General features: G+C 46.9%; 22 protein-coding genes. 6 read left to right on the forward strand and 16 right to left on the reverse strand.

Annotation, left to right across the window (positions count from 1 at the left end; all coding sequences use genetic code 11):
• Positions 1 to 88: 88 nt before the first annotated feature.
• The 15 genes from rimO to CLV42_RS29490 all read right to left on the reverse strand — a co-directional run bounded on the left by rimO (position 89) and on the right by CLV42_RS29490 (position 15,608).
• A complete protein-coding gene (rimO, locus tag CLV42_RS29425) occupies positions 89 to 1,396 on the reverse strand; it encodes a 30S ribosomal protein S12 methylthiotransferase RimO (protein WP_106605525.1) in 1,308 nt (435 codons plus the stop codon).
• A gap of 174 nt (positions 1,397 to 1,570) precedes the next feature.
• Positions 1,571 to 1,693: a hypothetical protein gene (locus CLV42_RS34475; RefSeq protein ID WP_262510015.1), complete on the reverse strand. Its 123-nt coding sequence runs from the start codon at positions 1,691 to 1,693 to the stop codon at positions 1,571 to 1,573.
• A gap of 118 nt (positions 1,694 to 1,811) precedes the next feature.
• Positions 1,812 to 2,774, reverse strand: a complete 963-nt coding sequence (gene ftsY / locus CLV42_RS29430; RefSeq protein WP_106605526.1) for a signal recognition particle-docking protein FtsY — start codon at positions 2,772 to 2,774, stop codon at positions 1,812 to 1,814.
• A gap of 123 nt (positions 2,775 to 2,897) precedes the next feature.
• A complete protein-coding gene (locus CLV42_RS29435; RefSeq protein ID WP_089835999.1) occupies positions 2,898 to 3,071 on the reverse strand; it encodes a DUF4295 domain-containing protein in 174 nt (57 codons plus the stop codon).
• Positions 3,072 to 3,181: 110 nt separating this feature from the next.
• Positions 3,182 to 3,364 carry a 50S ribosomal protein L33 gene (rpmG, locus tag CLV42_RS29440; RefSeq protein WP_012790733.1) on the reverse strand — a complete coding sequence of 61 codons (183 nt, stop codon included), beginning with the start codon at positions 3,362 to 3,364 and terminating at the stop codon, positions 3,182 to 3,184.
• Positions 3,365 to 3,395: 31 nt separating this feature from the next.
• The gene (gene rpmB / locus CLV42_RS29445) at positions 3,396 to 3,632 is read right to left on the reverse strand and encodes a 50S ribosomal protein L28 (RefSeq protein ID WP_089836001.1); all 237 of its coding nucleotides are present in this window, start codon (positions 3,630 to 3,632) and stop codon (positions 3,396 to 3,398) included.
• Between the two features lie 243 nt (positions 3,633 to 3,875).
• Positions 3,876 to 4,463: a carboxymuconolactone decarboxylase family protein gene (locus CLV42_RS29450; RefSeq protein WP_106605527.1), complete on the reverse strand. Its 588-nt coding sequence runs from the start codon at positions 4,461 to 4,463 to the stop codon at positions 3,876 to 3,878.
• 85 nt (positions 4,464 to 4,548) lie between these two features.
• A complete protein-coding gene (locus CLV42_RS29455) occupies positions 4,549 to 5,112 on the reverse strand; it encodes a peroxiredoxin (protein ID WP_106605528.1) in 564 nt (187 codons plus the stop codon).
• A 750-nt stretch (positions 5,113 to 5,862) separates the two neighbouring features.
• Positions 5,863 to 6,594, reverse strand: a complete 732-nt coding sequence (gene bshB1 / locus CLV42_RS29460; RefSeq protein ID WP_106605529.1) for a bacillithiol biosynthesis deacetylase BshB1 — start codon at positions 6,592 to 6,594, stop codon at positions 5,863 to 5,865.
• Positions 6,595 to 6,634: 40 nt separating this feature from the next.
• Positions 6,635 to 7,159, reverse strand: a complete 525-nt coding sequence (locus CLV42_RS29465; protein WP_106605530.1) for a hypothetical protein — start codon at positions 7,157 to 7,159, stop codon at positions 6,635 to 6,637.
• A gap of 66 nt (positions 7,160 to 7,225) precedes the next feature.
• Entirely contained in the window at positions 7,226 to 9,631 is a 2,406-nt protein-coding gene (locus CLV42_RS29470) for an ABC transporter permease (RefSeq protein WP_106605531.1), read from the reverse strand.
• Positions 9,632 to 9,819: 188 nt separating this feature from the next.
• Positions 9,820 to 10,443, reverse strand: a complete 624-nt coding sequence (locus CLV42_RS29475) for a DUF4294 domain-containing protein (RefSeq protein WP_106605532.1) — start codon at positions 10,441 to 10,443, stop codon at positions 9,820 to 9,822.
• 1,103 nt (positions 10,444 to 11,546) lie between these two features.
• Entirely contained in the window at positions 11,547 to 12,551 is a 1,005-nt protein-coding gene (locus tag CLV42_RS29480; RefSeq protein WP_106605545.1) for an alpha/beta hydrolase, read from the reverse strand.
• 65 nt (positions 12,552 to 12,616) lie between these two features.
• Positions 12,617 to 15,130: a cytochrome c biogenesis protein CcsA gene (gene ccsA, locus CLV42_RS29485; RefSeq protein ID WP_245901764.1), complete on the reverse strand. Its 2,514-nt coding sequence runs from the start codon at positions 15,128 to 15,130 to the stop codon at positions 12,617 to 12,619.
• 85 nt (positions 15,131 to 15,215) lie between these two features.
• Positions 15,216 to 15,608 (reverse strand): cytochrome c maturation protein CcmE domain-containing protein, encoded by a 393-nt coding sequence (locus CLV42_RS29490; protein WP_106605533.1) that lies wholly within the window; start codon positions 15,606 to 15,608, stop codon positions 15,216 to 15,218.
• A 319-nt stretch (positions 15,609 to 15,927) separates the two neighbouring features.
• On the opposite strand from CLV42_RS29490, the gene CLV42_RS29495 reads away from it, so the two are divergent.
• Genes CLV42_RS29495 through CLV42_RS29505 form a run of 3 tightly spaced genes read left to right on the forward strand, consistent with a single transcriptional unit; the run spans position 15,928 to position 18,949 of the window.
• Entirely contained in the window at positions 15,928 to 16,974 is a 1,047-nt protein-coding gene (locus tag CLV42_RS29495; protein ID WP_106605534.1) for an agmatinase family protein, read from the forward strand.
• Positions 16,975 to 17,009: 35 nt separating this feature from the next.
• Positions 17,010 to 17,600, forward strand: coding sequence for a hypothetical protein (locus CLV42_RS29500; protein ID WP_146154521.1), 591 nt, complete (start codon positions 17,010 to 17,012; stop codon positions 17,598 to 17,600).
• A 47-nt stretch (positions 17,601 to 17,647) separates the two neighbouring features.
• Complete coding sequence (locus CLV42_RS29505; RefSeq protein ID WP_170117700.1) at positions 17,648 to 18,949, forward strand: radical SAM protein; 1,302 nt, start codon at positions 17,648 to 17,650, stop codon at positions 18,947 to 18,949.
• Positions 18,950 to 19,089: 140 nt separating this feature from the next.
• Here CLV42_RS29505 and CLV42_RS29510 read toward each other — a convergent pair whose 3' ends face one another.
• Positions 19,090 to 20,334 (reverse strand): MFS transporter, encoded by a 1,245-nt coding sequence (locus tag CLV42_RS29510; protein WP_106605536.1) that lies wholly within the window; start codon positions 20,332 to 20,334, stop codon positions 19,090 to 19,092.
• 155 nt (positions 20,335 to 20,489) lie between these two features.
• Here CLV42_RS29510 and CLV42_RS29515 point away from each other — a divergent pair, with 155 nt between their 5' ends.
• The 3 genes from CLV42_RS29515 (at position 20,490) to CLV42_RS29525 (ending at position 24,343) form a co-directional block, all read left to right on the forward strand.
• Positions 20,490 to 21,377 (forward strand): hypothetical protein, encoded by an 888-nt coding sequence (locus CLV42_RS29515; protein ID WP_106605537.1) that lies wholly within the window; start codon positions 20,490 to 20,492, stop codon positions 21,375 to 21,377.
• A gap of 127 nt (positions 21,378 to 21,504) precedes the next feature.
• A complete protein-coding gene (locus CLV42_RS29520) occupies positions 21,505 to 22,974 on the forward strand; it encodes a DUF5723 family protein (RefSeq protein ID WP_146154522.1) in 1,470 nt (489 codons plus the stop codon).
• A gap of 82 nt (positions 22,975 to 23,056) precedes the next feature.
• Positions 23,057 to 24,343 carry a bifunctional folylpolyglutamate synthase/dihydrofolate synthase gene (locus CLV42_RS29525; protein WP_106605539.1) on the forward strand — a complete coding sequence of 429 codons (1,287 nt, stop codon included), beginning with the start codon at positions 23,057 to 23,059 and terminating at the stop codon, positions 24,341 to 24,343.
• Positions 24,344 to 24,508 lie beyond the last annotated feature (165 nt).

Here is a 24,508-nt window from a genome sequence, read left to right on the forward strand (position 1 = left end):
GCCTTGGTATACTATCTCAGCTCTTCTGAACTGATTAATTTTTAAAAGTTATATGGTCTGGTCAACACAATGGACATCGCTGACTGCGTTATACCAGTTCTCCTTCCAGGTCATAATCATATGCCTTGGTGATCCTGACATTAACGAATTCTCCGGGTTTCAGACGTTTGCTGGTGTTAATGATCACCTCATTATCCACTTCAACAGAGTCGAACTCTGTACGTGCCAGGTAACGGCCTGATTCTTTTTTGTCTACGATCACACGGAAAACCTTGCCAACTTTTTCCTGGTTCTTTTCCAGGGAAATTTCCTGCTGTACTTCCATGATATCCTGCGCCCTGCGTTCTTTCTCTTCTGCAGGGATATTATCTTCCAGCTCGTATGCGCTGGTGCCTTCTTCGTGACTGTACGTAAATACGCCAACCCTGTCAAAGCGCATCTTTTCAAGGAAGGCTTTCAGTTCTTCCACGTCTTCCAGCGTCTCTCCGGGATACCCGGTGATCAGCGTTGTACGCAGACAGATACCAGGTACTTTTTCACGGATAGCGGTAACAAGTTCCTCCATTTCCACGCGGGTGATCTGGCGTTTCATGGATTTCAGCATATTATCCGCCGCGTGTTGCAACGGCATGTCAATATAGTTACAAATATTGGGGAATTCATTCATTACGTCCAGCACTTCCATCGGGAATTTGTGTGGGTATGCATAATGCAGGCGTATCCACTCCAGTCCCTTCACGTTTGCCAGTGCCCTTAACAGGTCTGCCAGCCGACGTTGTTTATACAGGTCCAGACCATAATAGGTCAGTTCCTGTGCAATCAGCATGATCTCTTTCACGCCTGAATTCACCAGTTTCTCCGCTTCTGCCACCAGCTGCTCAATAGGCCTTGATACGTGTCCTCCTCTCATCAGCGGAATAGCGCAGAATGAGCAGGTACGGTTACAGCCTTCAGCAATTTTCAGGTAAGCATAGTGAGTCGGAGTAGCCAGCAAACGTTCACCGATCAGCTCCGATTTATAGTCAGCATCGAATTTCTTGAGGATAAGCGGTAGTTCCATCGTACCGAACCAGGCGTCTACCCCTGGTATCTCTGCTTCCAGGTCGCCACGGTAACGTTCACTCAGGCAGCCGGTAACATATACCTTCTCCAGGCGCCCACGGCTTTTTAATTCAACCTGTTCCAGTATGGTATTGATAGATTCTTCCTTGGCCTTGTCAATAAACCCACAGGTGTTTACAACAACGATATTATGGTCCTTTTTGGTGTTTTCGTGCACCACATCGATCTCGTTTGCCAGTAATTGACCACTGAGTACCTCTGAATCGACCATATTCTTGGAACAACCAAGCGTAATAATATTAACCTTATCTTTCTTTAAAGTTTTTGTCTTCAAGCGCGAATATTTTAATCTGGCAAACCGGCCTGATACCCGTTTGCTTACCGCCACGAAGACATCCAGACACGAACGGAAGAGAACAGCTAGACTTACTGTTATGTGACTATGAGCCTAAGTGGGGGTTATTTAACTAAAGAATTGCAAAGGTAACATTAAATTGCGAATTGTCAATTATTCCCTCAGGAATTCTGTGTTAACAGCTTTTCGGTTCCCCGCTTCCGCTTTGCGTTTATAATGATAGTACCGCGCCGGTGCCTGCATGATCAGCAGGTCATTCCTTTCCCTCCATCCCATCAGACGGTACAATCTATTTAGCTTTCCTCACAGCGCATCATTCAATGCATGCAACAAAAAAGAGACCTGGTGTGGTCTCTCTGATTATTGTAAGGAAACGAATACTATGTATTAATTATCAATCATTTAAGCTGAATAAAGAATCCACGAATTCTTCCTTGTTGAACACCTGCAGATCCTCCATGCGCTCGCCAATACCAATATATTTTACCGGTATTTTAAACTGATTGGCGATAGCCAGTACGACCCCACCTTTTGCTGTACCGTCCAGCTTAGTGATAGCCAGCGCAGTAACTTCGGTAGCCGCCGTAAAATGACGGGCCTGTTCGAGTGCGTTCTGCCCGGTAGAACCATCCAGCACCAGCAGTACTTCGTGCGGTGCATCCGGTAATACCTTTTTCATGACGCGTTTGATCTTACTCAGCTCATCCATCAGGTGAGCCTTGTTATGAAGACGTCCGGCTGTATCAATAATGATCACATCGGCATTTCTGGCGGCTCCGCTCTGTACAGTATCAAAAGCAACTGCACCCGGATCGGATCCCATCTGCTGTTTCACGATAGGTACACCTACCCTGTCGCTCCAGATGGTCAGCTGATCAACAGCGGCTGCCCTGAATGTATCGGCGGCCCCCAGCACAACGCTTTTGCCTGCCTTTTTGAAGTTGTAGGCCAGTTTACCGATGGTGGTGGTCTTACCTACCCCATTCACACCCACTACCATGATCACGTAGGGCTTCTTTCCTTCTGGTATGTCAAAATCACGGAACCCACTGTCCGGAGCATCCACCAGCAATCCGGCGATCTCTTCCTGCAGGATCTTGTTCAGCTCACCAGTACCGAGGTACTTATCTTTCGATACGCGTTTTTCTATTCTGTCAATGATCTGTACGGTAGTATCCACACCAACGTCAGCAGATACCAGCGCTTCTTCCAGGTTGTCCAGTACTTCTGTGTCAACACTGGCCTTTCCGGCAATGGCCCTGCCTATTTTGGTAAGAAAACTCTCTTTGGTCTTCTGTAATCCCTGATCCAGGCTTTCTTTCTTCTCCCTTGAAAATAGCTTATTGAAAAAACTCATGACGGTAGTCGGTTGTTAAGATGCGCAAAATACAGAAAATACTTGACGGGGTACCATTTTGAGAGAACACAAAAAGCTGTCCTGATAACGGACAGCTTTTTTAGTATAATTGGTAAAGCCGAATTACTTCTGGTTCATGTGCTCCTGCACCTTATCCTTGTGCACGATAGCTTCTTTGAAAGTATATGCACCGGTTTTCGGAGAACGTACCGCTCTGATCACTTTAGTCCACACTTTAGATTCCGCGGCTGCCTTAGCATCTTTTACTTTCGCGTTCTTGGAGGCTGCTTTTGCCATAATATTCTAGATTAAAAGTTAATGTTAAAGTCAACGGTTACCTGTTAATTGCTAATCGCGAAGGGAATGCACTAACATGCTAACGATTAACGCTCAACAATAACTATCAATTACTTAATTTCTTTGTGTACAGTCACCTTTCTCAGGATAGGATTGTACTTTTTCAGCTCCAGACGCTCTGGAGTGTTCTTCTTATTCTTGGTGCTGATGTAGCGAGAAGTACCTGGCTGACCAGAAGTTTTATGTTCTGTGCACTCCAGTATCACTTGCACCCTGTTACCTTTTTTTGCCATTTTGTATACAAATTAAGTTGAATGCTTACAATTAGATGTTCTGTCCAGCTGCACGCAAGTCCTTTACTACTGCATACAAACCATTCTTGTTGATGGTTCTTAAACCATCAGCAGATACTTTCAAAGAAATCCAGCGATCCTCTTCCGCCAGGAAGAAACGCTTTTTCTGCAGGTTAGGCAGAAATCTTCTCTTTGTCTTAATATTAGAGAAGGAAACATGGTGACCCGTGATCGGCTTCTTTCCTGTCACCTGACATACTCTTGCCATGATAGAAAAATTTTGGATTGCAAAAGTCGCTATTTTTTATTGATTTTGCAAATAATTACAATCCGATTTTATTAACAATAGTGGAATGTGTAAATGTAAATTACAAATCACACTTCCTAATTCCTTGAATATCACCAGTTTTTATCGTCCTAAAAAGACCTCAAACTAAGATATCCACATTTTAAAAAAAACATAAAATCAGCTATCTATTTTACAACAGGGCCGCTTTTATGGCAATAACGATTACAAAAGTACAACTAAACTTCTCAGCACAGCACCCAATCTTACACCTTCCAGCACACGCTGTTGTGAAGTGCCATGTTTCAGCAATGCCTCTTCATGGGAAGTCACACACATCTCGCAACCGTTCAGTGCAGATACCACCAGGCTTACCAGTTCAAAGAACTCTTTACCTAAAACCGGGTTGGCCATAATGCTCATACGGATACCCGCCGGTGTTACTGTATAGAACTCCTTGTTTACAAAATGACGGAAACGGTAGTACACGTTGTTGGCGTTCATCAGGGAAGTACAGCTATAGATCTCAGCGATCTCCTTATCTGTAGCCCCTTCCTGGGTAGCCAGCTTTTCAAAGGCTGCCTGCAGTTCCGCATGTTTCTCATTCGCAGCTACAGACAGTCCCAACAGGTATGCTTCCTTTTTGGTCAGTGTGCCGGCTGATAATGAGTTGGTTACGTTTATTTTAAGATCTTTCAGATAACGGGCGTCAGTGTTGGCCAGGGTACGCAGACGGTCAGAAAGATTAGCTTCTGTCAGCCCTACTGCCTGCAACAGCTGTACAGCCGTATCAGTATTTGAAGTCGCGAACATAATATTATTTTTCTAAATATTTAGCAGAAATAAAAAGTCCATAGCCGGCCCCTCAACAGGACATCTGACTATGGACCTCCAAAAATTAGTTAGCCTTGTTGGAAAGTGTAGCTTCACCTTTTTCCCAGTTACAAGGACACAGCTCGTCTGTCTGCAATGCATCCAGCACGCGCAGTACTTCCTTCACATTACGGCCTACATTCAGGTCGTACAGGGAAACCCAACGTACAATACCTTCCGGATCAACGATGAAAGTAGCGCGGTAAGCGATCTTCTCGTTAGCTTCCAGGATACCCAGTTCTTCAGCCAGTGACTTGGAAGTGTCAGCCAGCATTGGGAACTGCAGACCACGCAGGTCGTCATGATCTCTTCTCCATGCAACGTGTACGTATTCAGTATCAGTTGAAGCACCGATCAGGATAGCATCACGGTCAACGAAATCCTGGTAGTGTTTGTTGAACTCAGCGATCTCTGTAGGACAAACGAACGTAAAGTCCTTTGGCCACCAGAACATCACCATCCATTTGCCGGAATTTTTCAGTTCTTCGGAAGACAGTTCATAGAACTCCTTACCTTTTTCGATAGATACTACAGCAGTCTTTTTGAACTCAGGAAACTTTGAGCCTAATGATAATGTTACATTCTTCATTGCGCGTATATGATTTATTTTACGTTAATACCTGTTTACATGACACACAGCTTACCCGGTATCTCACTTTTGATACCCCGGTTGGTTTTAGCGATATCCTGCTTACGTGATATTTCGTGATTACACGAATCCCCCCTACGCTATATCGGGATACATTCACCCTAATGCCTATATGTCTTAGCTGGTTATTCGGGTGCAAAATTGCGGCGCTATTATTTATTAATCAAATAGATTTTCAAATGCACGACATTGAAAATCTCTATATACGGGTAAAAACTGCTGTCGTATTGCAATACCCGTACTTTTCCCCCCAAAAAACTGCGCATTAATACAATCTTAACATAATTTCCAGCCAAACGGAACAATTTGGCACGTTATTTAGTTATTATTGTAGTACCCAAATTTTAACAAAAAGTAATAAAACGACAGGCTATGAAACTAAAAAACGTACTCTTGGTGATCTTTACGATTGGAATTGCACTCATCCCGTTAATTAAAAACAGTCTCGGCAAAAATGATGAATTTGATGCTACGCAAGACCTGTTCATCTAATGGTTAACGCGCAATGTGGTGCCGTGTCCTGTAATGTTCGGCTTCTCCCCGGAGAAGATGGCATCTTATTGTTTTAATTTCAACAAGGCTCCCTGCCGGCGCAGGGTAAAATATAGAAGCCCAGCCTACAGGCCGGGCTTTATTATTTGTGGTAGTTTCCAAAATGTTGCCATTCATGTAGTTAAATCTCCACAGACATCATGTTACATTGTTAATAACATCCTTAAAACTACTGATTCCCAGCACCTTAGCTGTTTTGAATCCTTCTGCATGAGACACCCCTACTATCTTCCCGAATGTCACATCCCGGTTAATCACACTCTCAAAAAATGCGTTGGAAGAGATATATGTCTGCGGTTCATTGTCTGCTCCCTGCGCCAGGAACTGTGTCTTATAACACTTGATCGCTTCTTTCTTACGCTCGATCACCGCACTTGTATCTACCACGAAATCAGGGCGTTCGTAGCGGTCCTGCATAAAGTGGAACACCTGTTTCGGACGCCATGCGGCCTGCAGCTTCCCATCTTCAAAGGTTTCTATCTTTCTCAGACCAGCCAGGAAACAGCTATCCGCAATCAGGCGGGCTGCCCTTCCATGGTCCGGGTGACGGTCTTCAAATGCATTAGCCAGTACAATATCGGGCTGGTACTTTCGAATGGCTGCAATTAGTTTCATTTGTTCTTCCGTATCGTTACGGAAAAAGCCATCGCGTAACCCCAGGTTATCTCTTACTGCCAATCCCATCACTTTGGCGGCAGCTGCCGCCTCTTCCGCTCTCGTTTCAGGGGTACCACGGGTACCCAGTTCTCCCCTTGTCAGGTCCAGTACGCCTACCTTCATCCCCTGTGCTGCATGTACCATGAGGGTACCTGCACAGGCCAGCTCCACATCATCAGGATGCGCAGCTATCGCCAGTATGTCTAGTTTCATCGAAATATCCTTTCTTTTGGTGGAGTGCAAAGATAAGGGTTTACTTCGTCGTCTTACTTTGGATCAGTACCCACAATACCTTGTCATTAGGTTGATAGTCCTTTACCATGTCCTTTGCCGTTTTAGGCGGCATAACAACTAAACGCTCTATGTTTTTTCGCTCCATAGCCGCCAGCATCTGCGGGATGCTATTACTAATCATAGAACCGTCCAGCACATACTGGAAAGCGCTATCGCTTCCATACTCCTTCAGCTTTATTGCATACGCCGGATTGATCTCACCGAACATCCGGGTGTAACGTTTGCGGGCAAAATCGACGGTTTCTACGAAGATCACCCCATTCTCTCCCCGGGGGCCGTACTTTTCCTTTAACTTCGAGCCCCTTACAATGTCTATCAGGGCTATTTTACTGGGGTCCAGGCCTTCCATTCCCTTTTTACTTTCCACACTATCCACAAAGATCAGGGCGTTCTCCGGAGCGCCGGGTATCGAGCTCAGGTCTTGTGCCATAGCGGCAGTCCTCCATACAAGAAGGCATACGATAATGATAAATCTTAAAAGCATATCGTGAATGTACGGTAGAATTGTCAGAACGCCGCCGCCCTTAGTATAGATGGCAGGAAAGCTCCATCACTCGGCTCTCAGGCTTTTTACCGGGTTCATCATCGCTACCTTCAGGGCATGATAGGCAATGGTCGCCAGCGCCAGTACCACGTTCCCTACTCCTGCCAGCAGGAATATCCACCAGGGGATAGATATCCGGTAGGCAAATGCCTGCAACCAGTTATTCATGGTTACCCAGGCTATTGCGGTTGCCAGCACCAGCGCGAGCCCTATCAATTTGAGAAAGTCATTCGAAAATAAGAGGATGATATTCATTACCGACGCACCGATGACCTTGCGGATACCAATTTCTTTTGTACGCTGCACCGTCAGCAAAGAGATCAATCCCAGTAATCCTACACAGCTGATCACAATCGCCAGCACCGCCGCACTGGTGATCAGTTTATTCAGCAGGTCTTCCTTTTTATAAAATTCGGCTATCTGATCGTCCAGGAAATGGTACTCAAAAATATTATCCGGATATACCGACTCCCATAGCTGTTTTATCTGTCCGATACTTTTCATGGCGCCTGCTCCGCCGATCTTAACTCCCACGTAAGCATATTCCCTGCTCAGCGTAGCCATCACTACCGGCCCGATACTACTATGCAGGGAATGCAAATGGAAGTCCTTCACCACCCCCACAATCGTTCCCGGATGGTCGTTCAATGCGCCCGCTACCATGTGGTGACCAATCACCTGCGCCGGGTCCGGGAATCCCAGCTTTCTGACCATATCTTCACTCACCAGGAATTCCCGGACAGAATCACTTTCCACCAGGTTCCTTCCTGCTAATAAATGCAGGCCGAATGTATTGAGATAATGCGCATCTCCCAGGGTACTGAGGGCGGTATAGTTCTCCCATTCCCGGTTATCAAATTTTACCGACCCCGCCTTGAAGGTAGCCGACGCCGGCGGCCGGAAACAGAAACTGGCATCTTTCACTCCAGGTATCTGCAACAACCGGCTCTTCAGGTAGCCTATATCTTTTTTGCCCTGTTTAGGTATGGGTATCATCACCACGCCATCCTTGACAAAGCCGATATCGGTGTTTTTGAGGAAATTAAGCTGCAAAGCGATAATCAGTGTGCAGATGATCAGCGACTGTGCCACCAGGTTCTGAAAAACGATCAGGCCTTTCCGCAACCAGGGATGTTTGGCACCGCCAGTCGTATTTTTTAGCAATGCCACCGGCTTGAACCTGCTGAGCATCAGAGCCGGGTACATACCGGCAATCAGCGTGATCAGGATGATCAGCAGTAATAATGCTGTGGCCAGCAGCTTATCCCGTAAAGGATGGAATGCCAGTCCTGTGCCCAACCAGGGGTTCAGCAAAGGCAAGACCAATACCACCCACAAAATAGCCAGCAAAGTAGCCGATAATGTAATGAAAGCCGTCTCCGTCATGAACTGCCAGAAGATACCCATTACACTGCTCCCCAGCACCTTGCGGGTACTGATCTCCTTCGCCCGTACCGCATTCTGGGCCGTGGCCAGATTGATAAAGTTCACACAGGCAATGATCAGGATAACAAGTCCCACAATACCCAGGGTCATCAGCAGCGACCGGGAAACGGTTCCTCCATATCTGGCGTCAAAATGCATTTCTTTCAAGGGTTGCAGATGGAAATCATAGTACTTCGCCATCTCGCCCATATGCTGCTGTTTCACGGCTGTAATGGCACGATTGACAGCTGCCATGCTAACATGCCCGGGCAATAACAGGTATAGGGAATTGGACGAATTGATCCAGCCCCATTCCGTTTCTATCCCCGGATACATTTCAGCATAAAACACCTTCATGGTAGCCCGGGAGACGAAAATGTCCACCTTAGTATCTGTGCTGGCCGGGTAATCTTTCAATACACCAGCAATTTTCACATCGACCTTATTATCCAGCCGGATCGTCTTACCTATAGGATCTGCATGTCCGAAATACTTCTGCGCCTGTTTGCTGGTCAGCACCGCCGTATTCGGTTCTTCCAGTATGCCGGGATCTCCTGTTTTCCATTCATAGTCGAACAGCTCAAACCAATGGCGGTCTGCAAAGGCGATATTCCCATGTTCCGTAAACAGCTGATGGGCTCCTCCCTGTCCGGGTACCGTCACCGTCAGAGACTGATCCCTGTAATTGCAGAATAAAAAAGCCTGGTTCTTTACCTGCGGAATTTCAGCATGTATAGCAGCTGCCAGGGCCAGCGGAGCGCCTTTTTCATATTGTATGGAACCATCATCCAGGTGCAGATCGGAAACAACCCTGTATAAGTAGTCCCTTTTCTGGTGATGGGTGTCAAAGTCGAGATGGTAGGTAATAAACTGAAAGAGTATAAGACAACAGGCAATGCCCAGTGATAATCCGAATACATTTAAGATAGTGTAGAACGAGTGCCGGCGTAAATTCCGCCAGGCAATCCTGCAATAGTTGCTGAACATAATCGTCTTTTTGGCATGGCTAAACGCTCAAAAAATATACCCCATCATTAGAGGGTTCATAATCAACAGTATGCATATACTTTGAGTAAAGGATCTGTCCGTTTTTGTTACAGTGATTGTCCGTTTTTTGAAAGGTTCCGGGTTATTGGAGTAGAAAGAATATTCAATTTTAACAGGCAGGAAATGGATCAATTATATGCTCTGTAACCACCACGGTACATTTCGATCTCCTGAACAATAGCCTCGATGTCCTTATCTTCCTGGGCATCGTATTCACTCTTCAGGTTACCACCGAAGAAGAAGGCTACCGTCTGCCACATCCTGGCGGAAAAGCCCCCTTTCAGTTCCTTGATGATCTCGTAACAGTTCTCTCCCGTCTCCCGGTTGATGAGTTTCATCAGCACCTTTCCCTGGTACACGGACAGGTTTTCCAGCTTATCCCCGAACTCAGCCTTCATCTTTTTCTCTATATCAGCCAGGTACCTTTTCCGGTCCCTCTTTTCTGACAGGGTGGCCAGATGACTATTCACATCTTTCAGAATACGGGCAGCTGATTTGGCGTATGGGTAAGTCACGTACACGGCATTACGCAGGCGGGTCCAGGCTTCTCTTTGTTTACGGAACTTTTTGGGCAGTTTATCTATTACCTCTACGATCTGGAGGGTGATGGAAGGGATGGTATCGGAGCCTACTATGACCGCACTCACCGCAATACTATCCGCACCATGGCGCGTCTGGGCACTAACCCTACTACGCCCTGTGATGCACAACAAGCTGGCTGACAGGATGATGAAAGCGATGAGACGACGCATAAACTCCTAAACTAATCTTAAAACTATACTAAAGATATGCTAAAAACGTGATTGTCTCCATTATCTTTCCCGGGGGTTTTCCCGGGGTTACACCATACGTTTCCCCTGCGGTTTATCACCCATTCTCCGGGGTTGCGCCCATTTCCCGGGGTTGCACCCATCCCCGGGGTTGCACCCCGCGCTACAAACAAGACAACCCCCAAGGGGGTTGATCGGCGTTTTGTTGTTGTTACCGATCACTGGGGGTTATCACTCTCCGCTACAAACAAGCCCTCCCTAACAGGGTTGATTCATGTTTTGTTGTCGTTACCGCATTCCCTGGGTTGTCTCCCTACGCTAATTCTCATATCCAATCCATCAATAAAGCTGATGCACTCTTTTATTGCGGTTTTCCGGTTTGTTCGGCATTAAAACCTACTCTAAACAGGGTGTTTTACTTATGCTTTCTCATATACGTCCCTTCATAAACCCATATATAACCCATATATAACCCATATCTTTCAAGTATGGGTTATATATGGGTCATATATGGCTTATATATGGGTTATATATGGGTTATCTCCCTGAATACGCCAGGATAGCGCCCTTACAAGGATTATATAAAATACTTATTTTGTTAGTTATTGGTAATAAATATAATCCGCATTATAAACGGATGCTATAACATGAGTTCAACATGATTTTTGACCGGAAGAGGTCTGATGTAACCCTGGGACAATTGGGCATCATTCGCGGCAATAGGACTCCGTCAGGAGTCCCCTTGTTTGTAGCGCGGGGTGATAACCCCGGGAAAACGTAGGGTGATAACCCCGGGGAGACGTAGGACGGGACGATCCCGGAAAACGGAATGGGATTCCCATGGATGATTAATCCCGGGATAACGGATTCGTAAAAAAATCCGCAACGGTCATACAACCATTGCGGATCAATATCCTATGCGTGCAAAAAGATCAGCGGCGTAGCTTTCTCTTTCTATACACGGCGACACCAGCCACGATTAAACCAATCAAAATAATTAACTCGATTATTGGCCCTAAACCAACTGTCATTAAATCCATTTGATGAATTTTAAAAGGTTGACATATCTCTTCCGGGAGAGTATTTTATCTCACAGGCAATAACCCCAGTTTCCTTTCAGCAAAGGAATCAATTGCGCGTTCTACGGATGGGATATCTTTCCCTGTCAGGTAACACCCCATTACATGGGCGCCTGCATTCGGGATGGCCACTGCGTCTTTTAATGTGGGCGATGTACCCAGGTGCGCTTCCATATCCAGGATGGCGGATACCCGGACGGTCTTGTCCTGGTGTTGCTCATCCTTGTAGTAATACAGGTTCAGGGCCGGCTGTTTCACCGCACGGAATGTGGAAGGCTCCATGGTAGTCTCCAGCAGGTTTTGCAGCTCACAGATGGCTTCCAGCCGGTATTTAGGATACCAGTATTTGCTCACTTCCGCATTTTCCGAAACGGATTCGTGGTATTTGCCTTTGCTGACGAACCGCGCCAGTTGTAAGCCCCAGGGATTATTGCTCAGGAAAGCCAGATCGTTGTTGATAGCGATGTTGGGCGACATATTAATGAGCCCAAATATGTCGTTCGGATAAGTAGCTGCCAGTTTTAAACCGAGGGTGCCTCCGGTGGAGCAGGTAACGAGGATCACTTTCTCTCCCAGCGCTTTGCCGATGCTCAGGGCTTCTTTGGCATCATTCCACAGGCCGGTGGCCGTCATGGTCAGGAGCGGTTCGGAAGTGTCGAGACCATGGCCGTCGAGGCGTGCCAGGTACATATTACAGCCATACCTTTTGGCAAAGTCGCGGTGTACGGGATCGCCTTCTTCCTGGCTGGCGGAAAAGCCATGCAGGTATACAACGCTGTAAGGTGTTTTGCGGTGCAGGGAATCGTACCATACAACACGGGCTTCATTGTTGGGCTTCAGCTTGTGCTGATGCTCTTTTGTGCTTACATATTGTTCCAGCGCTTCAGATTGCTGGGGTACTGCAGGTAATAAAGGATCGTACCGGGGAGTGACGGGTCTGGGACCGAGGTAATATATAATTACCAGGATGGCAACTACAATAAGGGATATTCGCAGCCAGCTGCTTTTCATGGGAGGTAGTATTATTTTGATCCGGAATGCAGGATGTTCTGGCCCCTGCATTCCGGATCAAAACGTTATGACGGAATCTTTTTTGCCTTATTTGCCTTCACCCGGTATACTATGCTTATCACAAATCCGATGACCATGATCAGAATGCCTATCCATAGTACATTGATGAAAGGGAATATAAAGGCTTTCATCACAATATAATCCTTAAAAGTGTCAGATTCTTTTACTTGCAAAAGGATCTTTTTCTCTTTCGGCAGGATCTTGCTGAAGCGTACGTATAACGACAGTGGCGCTACGGTATCAGCAACGGAAATTTCACGGGTACTGTCGCGCAGACAGTATATCGGCAACAGGTTATACTGTTCGTTGTTCTTTGTAAATACCTTCAGCTGTGCACCTACAGCCAGATCGTTTGGCTCTGCCTTGTAATTCGGATTGTTCGGCTGCGGCTGTATTCCTTCCAGGATCATATAGCCGTTGGCGAAGAATACAGAGTCACCCGGCGCTATCTCATGAGAGCTGTACTGAGCAGTATCATTTGCCGGATCTTCCTTGATTGGCACTGCTGTAATATAGGTAAAAATATCCTTAGTCCAGTAGTGTCTGGAATCCGGGTTAGGCGTCAACTGTTGCTGGCCTCTGTTGCTCAGGAAAGCATCCGGATGCAGGGTGAACTTCTCAAGTATATTACCGTTTTCCGGGTCACGACGTTCGTACCGTACGAGGTAGTAAGTCTTCGCATCACCCGCTGCCAGGGAGTCGCCGGCATAGGTCACATGGTAGTCGCCCATCTGCACAGGGAAGTTCCTTGGCAGCATCAGGTTCTCCCGGGGATTCTCCTTACTTTCCTTTCCGAAGAAACCACCGTCCAGCATCTTCATACGGTCGATGGAGATCACTTCACGTTTGGAAGCAGAGATCAGGATACCCAGCAGTATCAGACCAAAACCTACGTGTGCGATAGACGCACCTGCTGCTTTCAGTTTGCCTTTCTGGCCAATGAAGATATAGGCCGCATTACCAACGATGGCATATATACTACAGAACAACATGATGTAAATAGCGACCAGGAAACCGGCGCCATAAGCATCATAATTGATGTTCCCGAATATCCCTATCAGGCCTGTAATCACAAGGGCCAGGACAGTAGGGATAGCTATTTTCTTTGTAAAGAATCCTTTGGGTGTATCCTTGTATTTCAGGTACTGTACGATAGCGGTGAGAAGGCCCAGTACAATTGCAATCCAGATCTGGATCTTGTTGTAGTGGAATACACCGTCAGACGGTGGCGCAATATCCTGCTGGAGATTCAGCAGTTTCTTGATACCCAATCCGTTGATGATCTTGTTCCATACCGGTATGGAAGTGGTGAAAGTGATCTGTATAGCGGCGATCATCAGGACAAGGGATCCGATGAACAACCAGAACTCACGTGAGTAGGTGCTTTCTTCTTTTACAACAGCCGGGATCTCTTTCCTTCTCATGATCAGCATCGCAAAACCTGGTATCGTAAATACCGCCATGTACAGCAGCAGCTGACCACTCATACCCAGGTCGGTAAAGGAGTGTACGGAGGTATCGCCCAACACGCCGCTACGGGTCAGGAAGGTGGAATACAGGATGAGAATGAAGGTGATCAGGAAGAAGAAGAAAGTGGCCTTCAGCGCATGACCGGAGAATTTAAACGCCAGCAACGTGTGAATACCTGCTACGAGCGTTAACCAGGGTACCAGGGAGGCATTCTCTACCGGGTCCCAGGCCCAGTAACCGCCGAAGGTAAGCGATTCATACGCCCAGGCAGCTCCCATCATGATACCTGTACCCAGCACCATGGCTGAGAACAGTGACCAGGGTAATGCCGGTTTGATCCACTCTTTGTATTCGCGGGTCCAGAGACCGGCAAACGCATATGCAAACGGGATAATGGTAGACGCAAAACCCAGGAACAGTACCGGCGGGTGGATCACCATCCAGTAATTCTGCAGGGAAAGGTTCAGGCCATTACCGTCTCTGATGAAGTCGAGGTAGTTGGCGTTAGATACCCAGGGCAGTCCCAGGTTTTCTTCCGCCTGGCGCAGCAGCAGGAACGGGTTACTACCCACACGGTATCCCAGTATATAGATACCGATCAGCATACTGCCGAGACATATCTGTGCAAAAGAGATCACGGTCATAACAGGCGCTTCCCACTTTTTGCCGATGCGCAGCAGGATCAGCCCCAGCACGCTGTGCCAGATTGACCACAACAGGAAGCTACCTTCCTGATCGGCCCAGAAACTGGACAAGAGGTAACTTACCGGCAGGTCGCGGGAAGAGTTCCTCCATACATATTTATACTCGAAATAGTGATTGTATAAAGCGTAGTACAGGCTGCCGAAGGTGGTGAAAACGGCCAATGCCTGAATAACGAAGGCCCAGCGGGCCAGTTTCTTCCATGAATCTTTTAACAGCTCCTCTTTGGACTGTACCGACATGAAATAGCTGACGGTAGCTACCATCGACGCCATAAAAGCCAATACTGCTGAAAAATGCCCCAACTGTCCGGGTAACAGGTGTTCCCCTATATAATTTATATCCAAAACCTATTAGTATGAAAGCCCGTGAACGACCGTTCACAGACAATAAAATGAATAATGTTTTTCCGCATGATATTCCGGCCGGCTGCTACGCTTTACCGATAGCCACCTGGTCATTCTTATATTTGGACGGACATTTCATCAGTATTTTGCTGCATTTGAATTCTCCGCCAACTATTTTACCGGTCAATACAACGCTTTCTGCTTTCTCGAAATCAGTTGGTTTGGTTCCGTAGAAAACAACGGGTCTTGTTTCTCCTGTTTTATCAGTTACATAAAAGCGGAACAGGTTGGCATCTCTCTGCGGATTGTATTCCATCACTTTAGTGGTATCCAGTTTTCCGATTACCTGGAATTCCTTTCCTTCCTTCTGCCTTGCAGTGGCAAAAGTCTCATAAGTACTGAAATCGCCTGCTACCGTTACGATTATTCCTATAGCCACAGCAATAAGTATCAGCAGGATAATGTTAGATTTCTTCATATCGCAAATAATTCAGATTCTTCCTTAATGCATTCCTTTGTTAAAAAAGCCGTACACCTTGTTTTACAACCAATATACAGTCTCGATCAACGGCAAAATTACACCAAAATGCACTTCGAGTGCATTTTTTTACATAAAAGAAGACATGATATTTATCATAAAACCCGCTCATATCCATACGGCCCCGACTGTGGGCTGTATCCTATGGTCGGTGGTTCATAAATTACTATCTTTGCGCCGGAAAATCGTTTTATAAGCGGTTGACCACCTACGACAGGACCACCTCAAGGGTGGCCTCTTTTTATCAAATTACATTATCATGGCGGATTTATCTCAATTTGATCCCAATTCTGTCAGCCTGTTGTCGAACAATATATTCGGGCTGCCTACAACTGAGGAAGATGCGAAACTGGTATTATTACCTGTTCCCTGGGAAGTAACGGTTTCTTACACCCACGGTACTGCCAGAGGGCCCGAACAGATCTTCAAGGCCTCTCACCAGGTAGACCTCTACGACGCAGATGTGAAAGATGGATGGAAAGCAGGCTTTTTCATGCGCGACGTTGACAAACAGCTCCTGCTGCGCAGTGATTACCTGAGGAAAGAAGCGGAACTCTACCTCAAATTCCTCACCGAAGGTGGTGATGTCTGTGATAATGAATTTCTTAAGAAGACACTTGTCGACGTAAATACCGGTACCATTGCCATGAACGAATGGGTGTACCGCCATACAAAAGAATTACTCAGAAACAATAAACTCGTGGCCCTCGTGGGCGGTGACCATAGTACGCCCCTGGGCTTTTTTAAAGCGATCGGCGAGCACAAGGGCGATTTCGGCATTCTCCAGATCGATGCCCACTGCGACCTTCGTGAGGAATATGAAGGCTTCCAATATTCCCATGCTTCCATTATGTATAACGCCATTAAGGAAGTGCCGCAGCTCACCAAACTGGTACAGATCGGTATCCGTGATTACTGTGAGGAAGAACTGGACTACATCAATAACAGCAATGGTAAGGTAGTGACCTTCTTCGACAGGGATATCAAAACCCGTCAGTATGAGGGAGACACCTGGAAAATGATCTGTGACGATATCATTGCTACTTTGCCACAGCAGGTATATATCAGTTTTGACATAGACGGCCTGGACCCTAAGCTGTGTCCGCGTACCGGTACACCGGTGGCCGGAGGTTTTGAAACGGAACAGCTGTACTATCTTTTCCGGAAGGTGATCGACAGCGGCCGTAAACTGATCGGTTTCGATCTGAATGAGGTCAGTACTTCCCACGATGAATGGGATGCGAATGTAGGTGCGCGTGTGTTGTTCAAATTGTGCAACCTGCTGATATGTTCCAATAGAGATTAACAGATTAATTAAGCCCGATAGCTGATAACGACGATATGAAACAATATAAGATACGGATACTTCACCCTAATGCGGTAACACGTCTACGCCTGCAACCGGTTATGCATGGCCTCGCAGGCATCCTGTTTTTAATGAATGGAATAGGCGTTTACAACAGTCCGGCGCCCAACTGGGGTATGGCCATCTTTTTTATTCTGCTGGGGCTGGGTTGCCTGGCCTTTCCCTTTGTCATGAAGCGCTTTCGCAATGTACAATCGGCCAATAGCCTGGCACGTATGATACAGGCCTTCGTGAGCCTGACCGGCTGCCTTTACTTCCTGAGTCATATGCAGCCGCTGATCGCCATACTGCTGTTCCTGACGGGTATTGCATCCGCCTATATCGGATGGGCCGAATACAAGATCTTCCAGCCTTGTTTTGTAAAGATAGACATGATGGGCGTGCTGCTGCCGGGTACCTTTTCTGATAAGCTGGTTAGCTGGAACCAACTGAATAACGTAATTTTGCGGAATGACCTGCTCACAGTAGACTTTAAGAACAATAAAGTATTACAGCTTGAAGTACTGGACGAAACAGGCGCCGTTACGACGGATGAAATGAATGCATTTTTCAGAAGCAGACTCTGATCACTGCAAGGGAATATTACCAATTCAACAAGAAACGATTTGATCATTTGAAACTGAAACAGTCTCCATACATCCTTTACTCTGACGGGAAAGGCAACATCTTTGAAGATACGACCATGCTTTCTACCGGCCGCAGTGGCTGGGATGCATGGCCTATCGAGCTGGACGAATGGATAGAACTGCCTGAGGGCGGTTCTCTGTATGAGCTACCCGGCCGCCGTGGTATTGGCCTTAACGCCAAAACCGGCGATATGCAGCTCTGTGATAAAGGATGGGCAGTAGCTGCATTCATTCCTCCTGCACATACCGGCTATTACCTGGCTGCATATGAAACCATGCCGGATGCGCCTACCCTGCCACTGTTCTGCTACACCGCTGTAGGTTGGCTGGATGGGAAATTTTATGTACCTGCTACCCGTATCGAACAGGACATCCGCCAGGAATGTGCCGGTTTCGATGATAAAAAGGTCAAACAGGGTGTAAAACAATTAGTGGAAGCCTATCCGCACAATCGCCTGGTACAGCACCTGGCCGACAACTGTGCATTGACCTATCATTGCCCTGCTGCCCGTAACTATTTTATGGGGCGCTGGGAATGCCCGATCCCTTCTTCTCCTGCCTGTAACGCCAACTGTATCGGTTGTATCTCTTTCCAGCCGGAAGAAGAAACCATCGTATCTACACAGGACCGTCTGCGTTTCAAGCCTACAGCGGAAGAGATCGTGGAATATACTGTTCCCCACCTGGAAACAGCGCCTTTCCCTATCGTCAGCTTCGGACAGGGCTGCGAAGGAGAACCACTGCTGATGTGGGAAACCATCCGCGATTCCATCCTCGAAATACGTAAACATACCCCTAAGGGAAGTATCAATATCAACACCAACGGCAGTAAACCTGACGCAGTGCGCGAGCTCTGTAAAGCAGGCCTGAACAGCATCCGCGTAAGTACCAACTCTGCGCAGGAGAAGTTCTATACGCCTTACTACCGTCCGAACAACTATGTGTTTGAAGATATCATCGAGAGCCTGAAAGTGGTGCGTGAGTTTGGTGGCTGGACAAGTATCAACTACTTCACCTTCCCTGGTATGACCGATAGCGTGGATGAATATGAAGCGCTGCGTAAACTGATCAGGGACACCGATCTTCAGATGATACAGTGGAGAAACTTCAATATCGATCCTGACTGGTACCTCGGTCGCCTGGGTGTGACCGAAGTAGGCGACTGCCTGGGTATTAAACAATTACAGGAATTGATCCAGGAGGAATTCCCTCACCTGAAATATGGTTATTTCAATCCGCCGATGGAAAGGATCAAGGGTGATTATACCCAGGATTTCGCGCATTATTAATGAATATTTTGTGATGGGTGCGGGCGCATGTTCCCCGGTTATATCATGTTCACCGGGTTGCAACCGGGCTACAAACAACGTAACTCCTGACGGAGTTAAATGCAGCAAAGCCCCCCCATGAGCATCCGTAGAAAGTTACCTTAATCAGGGAGCTTCTGTAATACGGTCGTTACACTATCAGTCATCACCTTCTTATACAGGAAATAAAAGCCGGCGCCTGTGCTTATGCACAGGGCCGCCGTGCAATACCACCAGGCGGAAAAACCAAAGTGTCCTACCATGTAAGCCCCAAGGGTAGGCGCACAAACGCTGGAGATCGAAAACGCCATGGTATATAATCCGGCATATTGTCCGCGGTTATGGTCAGCACTCCGCTGTACAAAGAAAGAATTCATAAAAGGAATGCTCAGCATCTCTCCTATGGTAAACATCAGAATAAAGAATAATCCCGCAGCGGCAACAGGTGGCAGCAGATTGAAGCTCAGGTAACCCAATCCGGCCAGCAGCACGCCACGACTGATGTATTGCAGGCTATGCATCTTTCCTTCCAGTTTGTACACCAGTATCATCTCGATAAATGCAACGATCAGGCCATTCAACCCCATCAGCATACCAATATGCGCTTCCTGCATATGCACGATGGATTTCAGGTATAAAGGCACCATGGTCGACAACTGCAGGAAGCCTGTCGTGAAGATGGTGATCAGTGAAATAAACGCAATATAGATCCCGTCCTTATAGACGGTAGGCGCGCCCGGTGTTATCGTACAATCCGGCGTTGATTTGGCTACCGGTTTTGCCTTCACTGGAGGCAGCAGGAAACGCATCACTGTCACAGCGATGATACAGGTCAGACCATCTACCCAGAACAGCAGATGATAACTATAGCCCGCCAGTATACCACCCAATGCAGGGCCTACAGACCATCCGAGGTTAGAAGCCAGCCTGTTCAGGGAATAAGAACGTGTGCGGTTCTCAACAGAGCTGTAATAAGCCGTAGCCGCCACGTTGGCCGGCCGGAAAGTGTCACCTACACAACTGAGTGTGAATATGCAGATGCAGAACTGGGGTAATGTCTGCATTTGTCCCAGCACCAGGAAGATCAATCCCTGCAATAACAAACTCCAGAACTGTACAGGGTAAAAGCCGATCCTGTCAGACAATCTTCCACCGATAAACGAACCACAGATAGCGCCCGCTCCGAAACAGGCCATCACCATCCCCGCTTCGGGTACAGAGAAGCCTAATTTCTGGGTGAGATAAACCGTCATGAAAGGAATTGCCATCGCACCACTGCGATTGATCAATAAAACAACCGCCAATAACCACGTAGAAGGAGATAAACCGGCATACGCTTTTCTATACAGAGAAAAAATGAGTGACATTGTATCGTAAAACTCTAAGGCAACACAAAAGTACTTCAATAAACCCGATGCCCGTAATAATAATTCGACCTGGAAAACAGTTATTAAGGTAAGAAAGCCCTATACTGAGACTGGCCGACGATGTACACTTTAAAAAATATTCTTACTTTTGGTATATGCCGAAAAAAGAAGACAATACAGAAAAGAATTTAAAAGCAGCCGGCGCCACGATTGCCGTACACGCATTGGTGTTAGTTGTGCTGCTGCTGGCAGGCTTCTCTGCCCCGCCCCCATTACCGGATCAGGATCTTGGTATGGAGGTAAATCTCGGTACTTCGGATGAAGGTATGGGAGACGTACAACCCCTCAACCCAAATCCACCCAGCAGTGGTGAAGCCAGCGCTTCCACCCCGCAGAACGAGCCTGTGCCTTCTGCAGATAATGCTACACAGGAAGATATTGCCACCCAGGATGATGAGGATGCCCCGGAGATCACCAAACCGGAAAAACCGGTAGAAAAACCAAGGGAGACACCTAAAAACCTGGAGCCTAAACCTTCCAAAACACCGCCTAAAAAGAATTCAGATAATCCTCCTGCACCAGTACCACCATCGCCAAAGCCTAAAGCCGTATATAGCGGCGGAAGCTCCAGCAGCAGCAACAGTGGTAACAATGCGCAGAGCAGCAATAACTCTACCGGAGAAGGCAATACCGGCAAACCCGGAGACCGCGGACAGATCAACGGTAATCCTGATGGCGGCGGTTATACCGGTGGCGGTCTGGGTGGCGGACGTTCAGATTTCCGCCTCAACGGACGTTCACTGTTGAGTAAGCCTTCACTCACCTACGACGGTGACGAATCAGGTTATATCGCCATCAATATCAAGGTAGACAGGCAGGGTAACGTAATTGCGGCATCCCACTCACTGAAAGGCTCTACGCTGAATAATTCCCGTCTGATAGAGATTGCCAAGAGAGCGGCCACCCAGTTAAAATATAACGTCAACGACGATGCTCCTGAAGTGCAATTCGCACTTATAAGATTTTATTTTAAAGTCCAATAATATATTTAAATATATTTGCATAGGAAAAGACTAATGTCTTTTCCTATTTCTTTTGTCGTGACCGCCAATAAACGGTCAGGTTTTTGCGTTATTGGGGAGAAACCGAACTGCCAACTAATTACTGTTTATGCCATTTAGACTGTTTAGAGCCGCCTACTTGTTATGTGTTATTATTGCTATGTCATTATTCGGGCCGTTCAAAGCTCAGGCTCAGTTTACTTTAGGGGGATATTCCAATAGCCACTATGCAGGCATACATGGAGTTCCTAACAATCCGGCTTCTGCCGCAGGCACGCACTACAAGTGGGATGTTAATATCGCGGGCGTCAATGCTGCTGCCGGCAATACATATATCCGCATGCCCCGTTCTATCCTGCTGCATCCGCCAGATTCACTGAGAGCGCTGAAAAAGAACCGCGACTATTTCCTGGATACTATGGGTTCCGGTAAACAGTTTGCCTGGGGTAATGTAGACGTAATGATGCCATCTGTGCTCTATTCTATAGACGAACTGCAATCCGTGGCTTTCACCTGGCGCGTACGCGCTATGGCGAATGGCGGTAACGTGAATACGGATGTAGTCAACTTCTTCGCGCAGGATTTTCCGAATCCAAACTTTACAAAACGTCGTTACGATATGCAAATCGCCAATGGTAGCTTCCATTGGTGGAATGAATTTGGTTTCACCTATGCCCGTGTGCTCAAAGATGACGGTTCGAACGTACTGAAAGGAGGTGTTACTTTGAAATTATTGTCCGGTGTTGCGGCTGGTTATGCGCAGGTAGATAATGCCACATTCATGATGGACTCCCGCACAAGTGGCGAGATCAATGACGGTACACTAAAAATAGGCTATAGTGACCGCGTTGCCAATTGGGAAAAGCCGAATATGAGCAACTATAAAGTGTTTGGTAATATGGGGCTTGGTATGGACGTCGGTGTTACTTATGAATGGCGCGAAACGATGGACGGTCTTACCGGTTATGATGATACCCAGTGGAATCCTGAAGCTGACGACTACCGCCTGCGTTTAGGCTTGTCCATTACCGACCTTGGTGGCATCACCTATAAGAAGGCATCGAATGTGACTGATCTGGACCTGCGTACAAGCAATATCAATCCGGATGATCTCCGTGTACGTAAAGGTGAAAGCTGGCAGCAATACTACCGCCGTATCCAGACCTACTTCACGCCGGTTGCTTCTTCCGATAAATTCCGTATGAATACGCCTGCAGCATTAAACCTAATGGCGGATTATAATATCGATGGCCGCTTCTTTGTCGACGCCAGCGGCAGAATTGCCCTGAATGCCGGCAAATACGATCCCAGCAAAACTTATGTGGTGTCTTACTTCCAGGTAACGCCCCGTTATGATTCCCGTTACATCGGTGGTTACCTGCCGCTGTCTGTCAACAGGAATGGCCAGTTTGACGCCGGTCTTGGACTTCGCCTGGGACCGCTGGTGATCGGTTCTTCTACCATGTTATCCAACCTGTTCCAGAAGAACAAGAACCGTCTGGATGGATTCATCGCCCTGCGTATCATCCCTATCAAACGGGGTGAAGGTAAAACCGGATGCCCTGCAGCGCAGTTCTAAGTATTTTTAACGATAATTCTCCTGGTTAATTTACATTTGGATGCCGGAACAAATAACTTTGTTCCGGCATCACTTTTAGTATATGAACTACCAGGAAACGCTAGAATATCTTTATGAGCGGCTACCCATGTTCACCCGGGTAGGCGCCAGCGCCTTTAAAAAGGACCTGCATAATACCATCGAATTATGCAAACAACTGGGCGATCCGCAGCACCAGTTTAAATCCATTCATATAGCAGGAACTAATGGGAAGGGGTCTACCAGCCATATGCTGGCAGCGATCTTCCAGCAAGCAGGCTATAAAACGGGGTTATACACCTCTCCTCACCTCCTCGACTTCCGTGAAAGGATCCGCATCAATGGAGAAATGGTGCCCACTACCTTTGTGGCTGAATTTGTTGAACAGCTCAAGCCTACTATAGAATCACTCGAACCTTCGTTTTTCGAACTGACCGTAGCGATGGCTTTCCAATACTTTGCACTGGAACAGGTGGATATCGCTATTATCGAAGTAGGCCTTGGCGGTAGACTGGACAGCACCAATGTTATCACTCCTGAGCTGTCTGTCATTACAAATATCAGTTATGACCACATGCAGATACTCGGTAATACCCTACCGGAAATTGCTTCGGAAAAAGCAGGGATTATCAAGTCAGGCGTGCCTGTGGTAGTGTCTGAAACACAATCTGAAGTGGAGTCTGTATTTACCGATAAAGCCAAAACGCTTGGAGCACCTATTCATTTTGCAGACCAGGAATGGATCGTACAGCAATCTGAATTCGCTGAAGGACGTCTCAAATTAGGATTACAGCATAGTCATAACGGCGACCTTAAAACCATCCATACTGACCTTACCGGTCAGTACCAGATGAAGAACATCATGGGCGTGTTATCGGCAGTGAAGATCTTACAGCACGCAGGCTGGGAACTACCAGAGCAGACGGTGATGACCGCCCTCTCTCACGTCAAAAAGCTCACGGGTTTACGTGGTCGCTGGGAGATCATCTCCCGCGATCCATTAACGATCTTTGACGTAGGGCATAATCAGGCGGGGATTACGGAAGTTGTGCAGCAGCTCGAACATATGGTATACCGCCACCTACATATTGTGACTGGTTTCGTAAAGGATAAAGAAGTAAGCAAAGTATTGCCGCTATTCCCTTCTGCAGCCACTTACTATTTCTGTAAGGCCCAGATACCACGTGCAATGGATGAAAAAGAACTGGCGGAAGCAGCGCATCAACATGGGCTGCGGGGACATGATTATCCCACTGTTCAACAGGCTTTTCAGGCAGCAAAGCAGCACGCGCATAAGGATGACATCGTGCTGGTATGCGGAAGTTTCTTTATTGTAGCAGAAGTAATGTAACCGCTTATTAATAGATCGACTTAAAACTGCTATAAGAGTAAGAGGGTGTCTCAAAAGTAATTGAGGCACTCTCTTTATTTTTAGTAAAAAAAAGGACGAAAAAATATCTTGGAACCATGATTCTTAGTAAATTAAGTCATGGCAAGAGGTAAAACATTATCAGTA

The sequence above is a fragment of the Chitinophaga ginsengisoli genome, assembly GCF_003014595.1.
In the GTDB taxonomy this organism is placed as follows: Bacteria; Bacteroidota; Bacteroidia; order Chitinophagales; family Chitinophagaceae; genus Chitinophaga; species Chitinophaga ginsengisoli.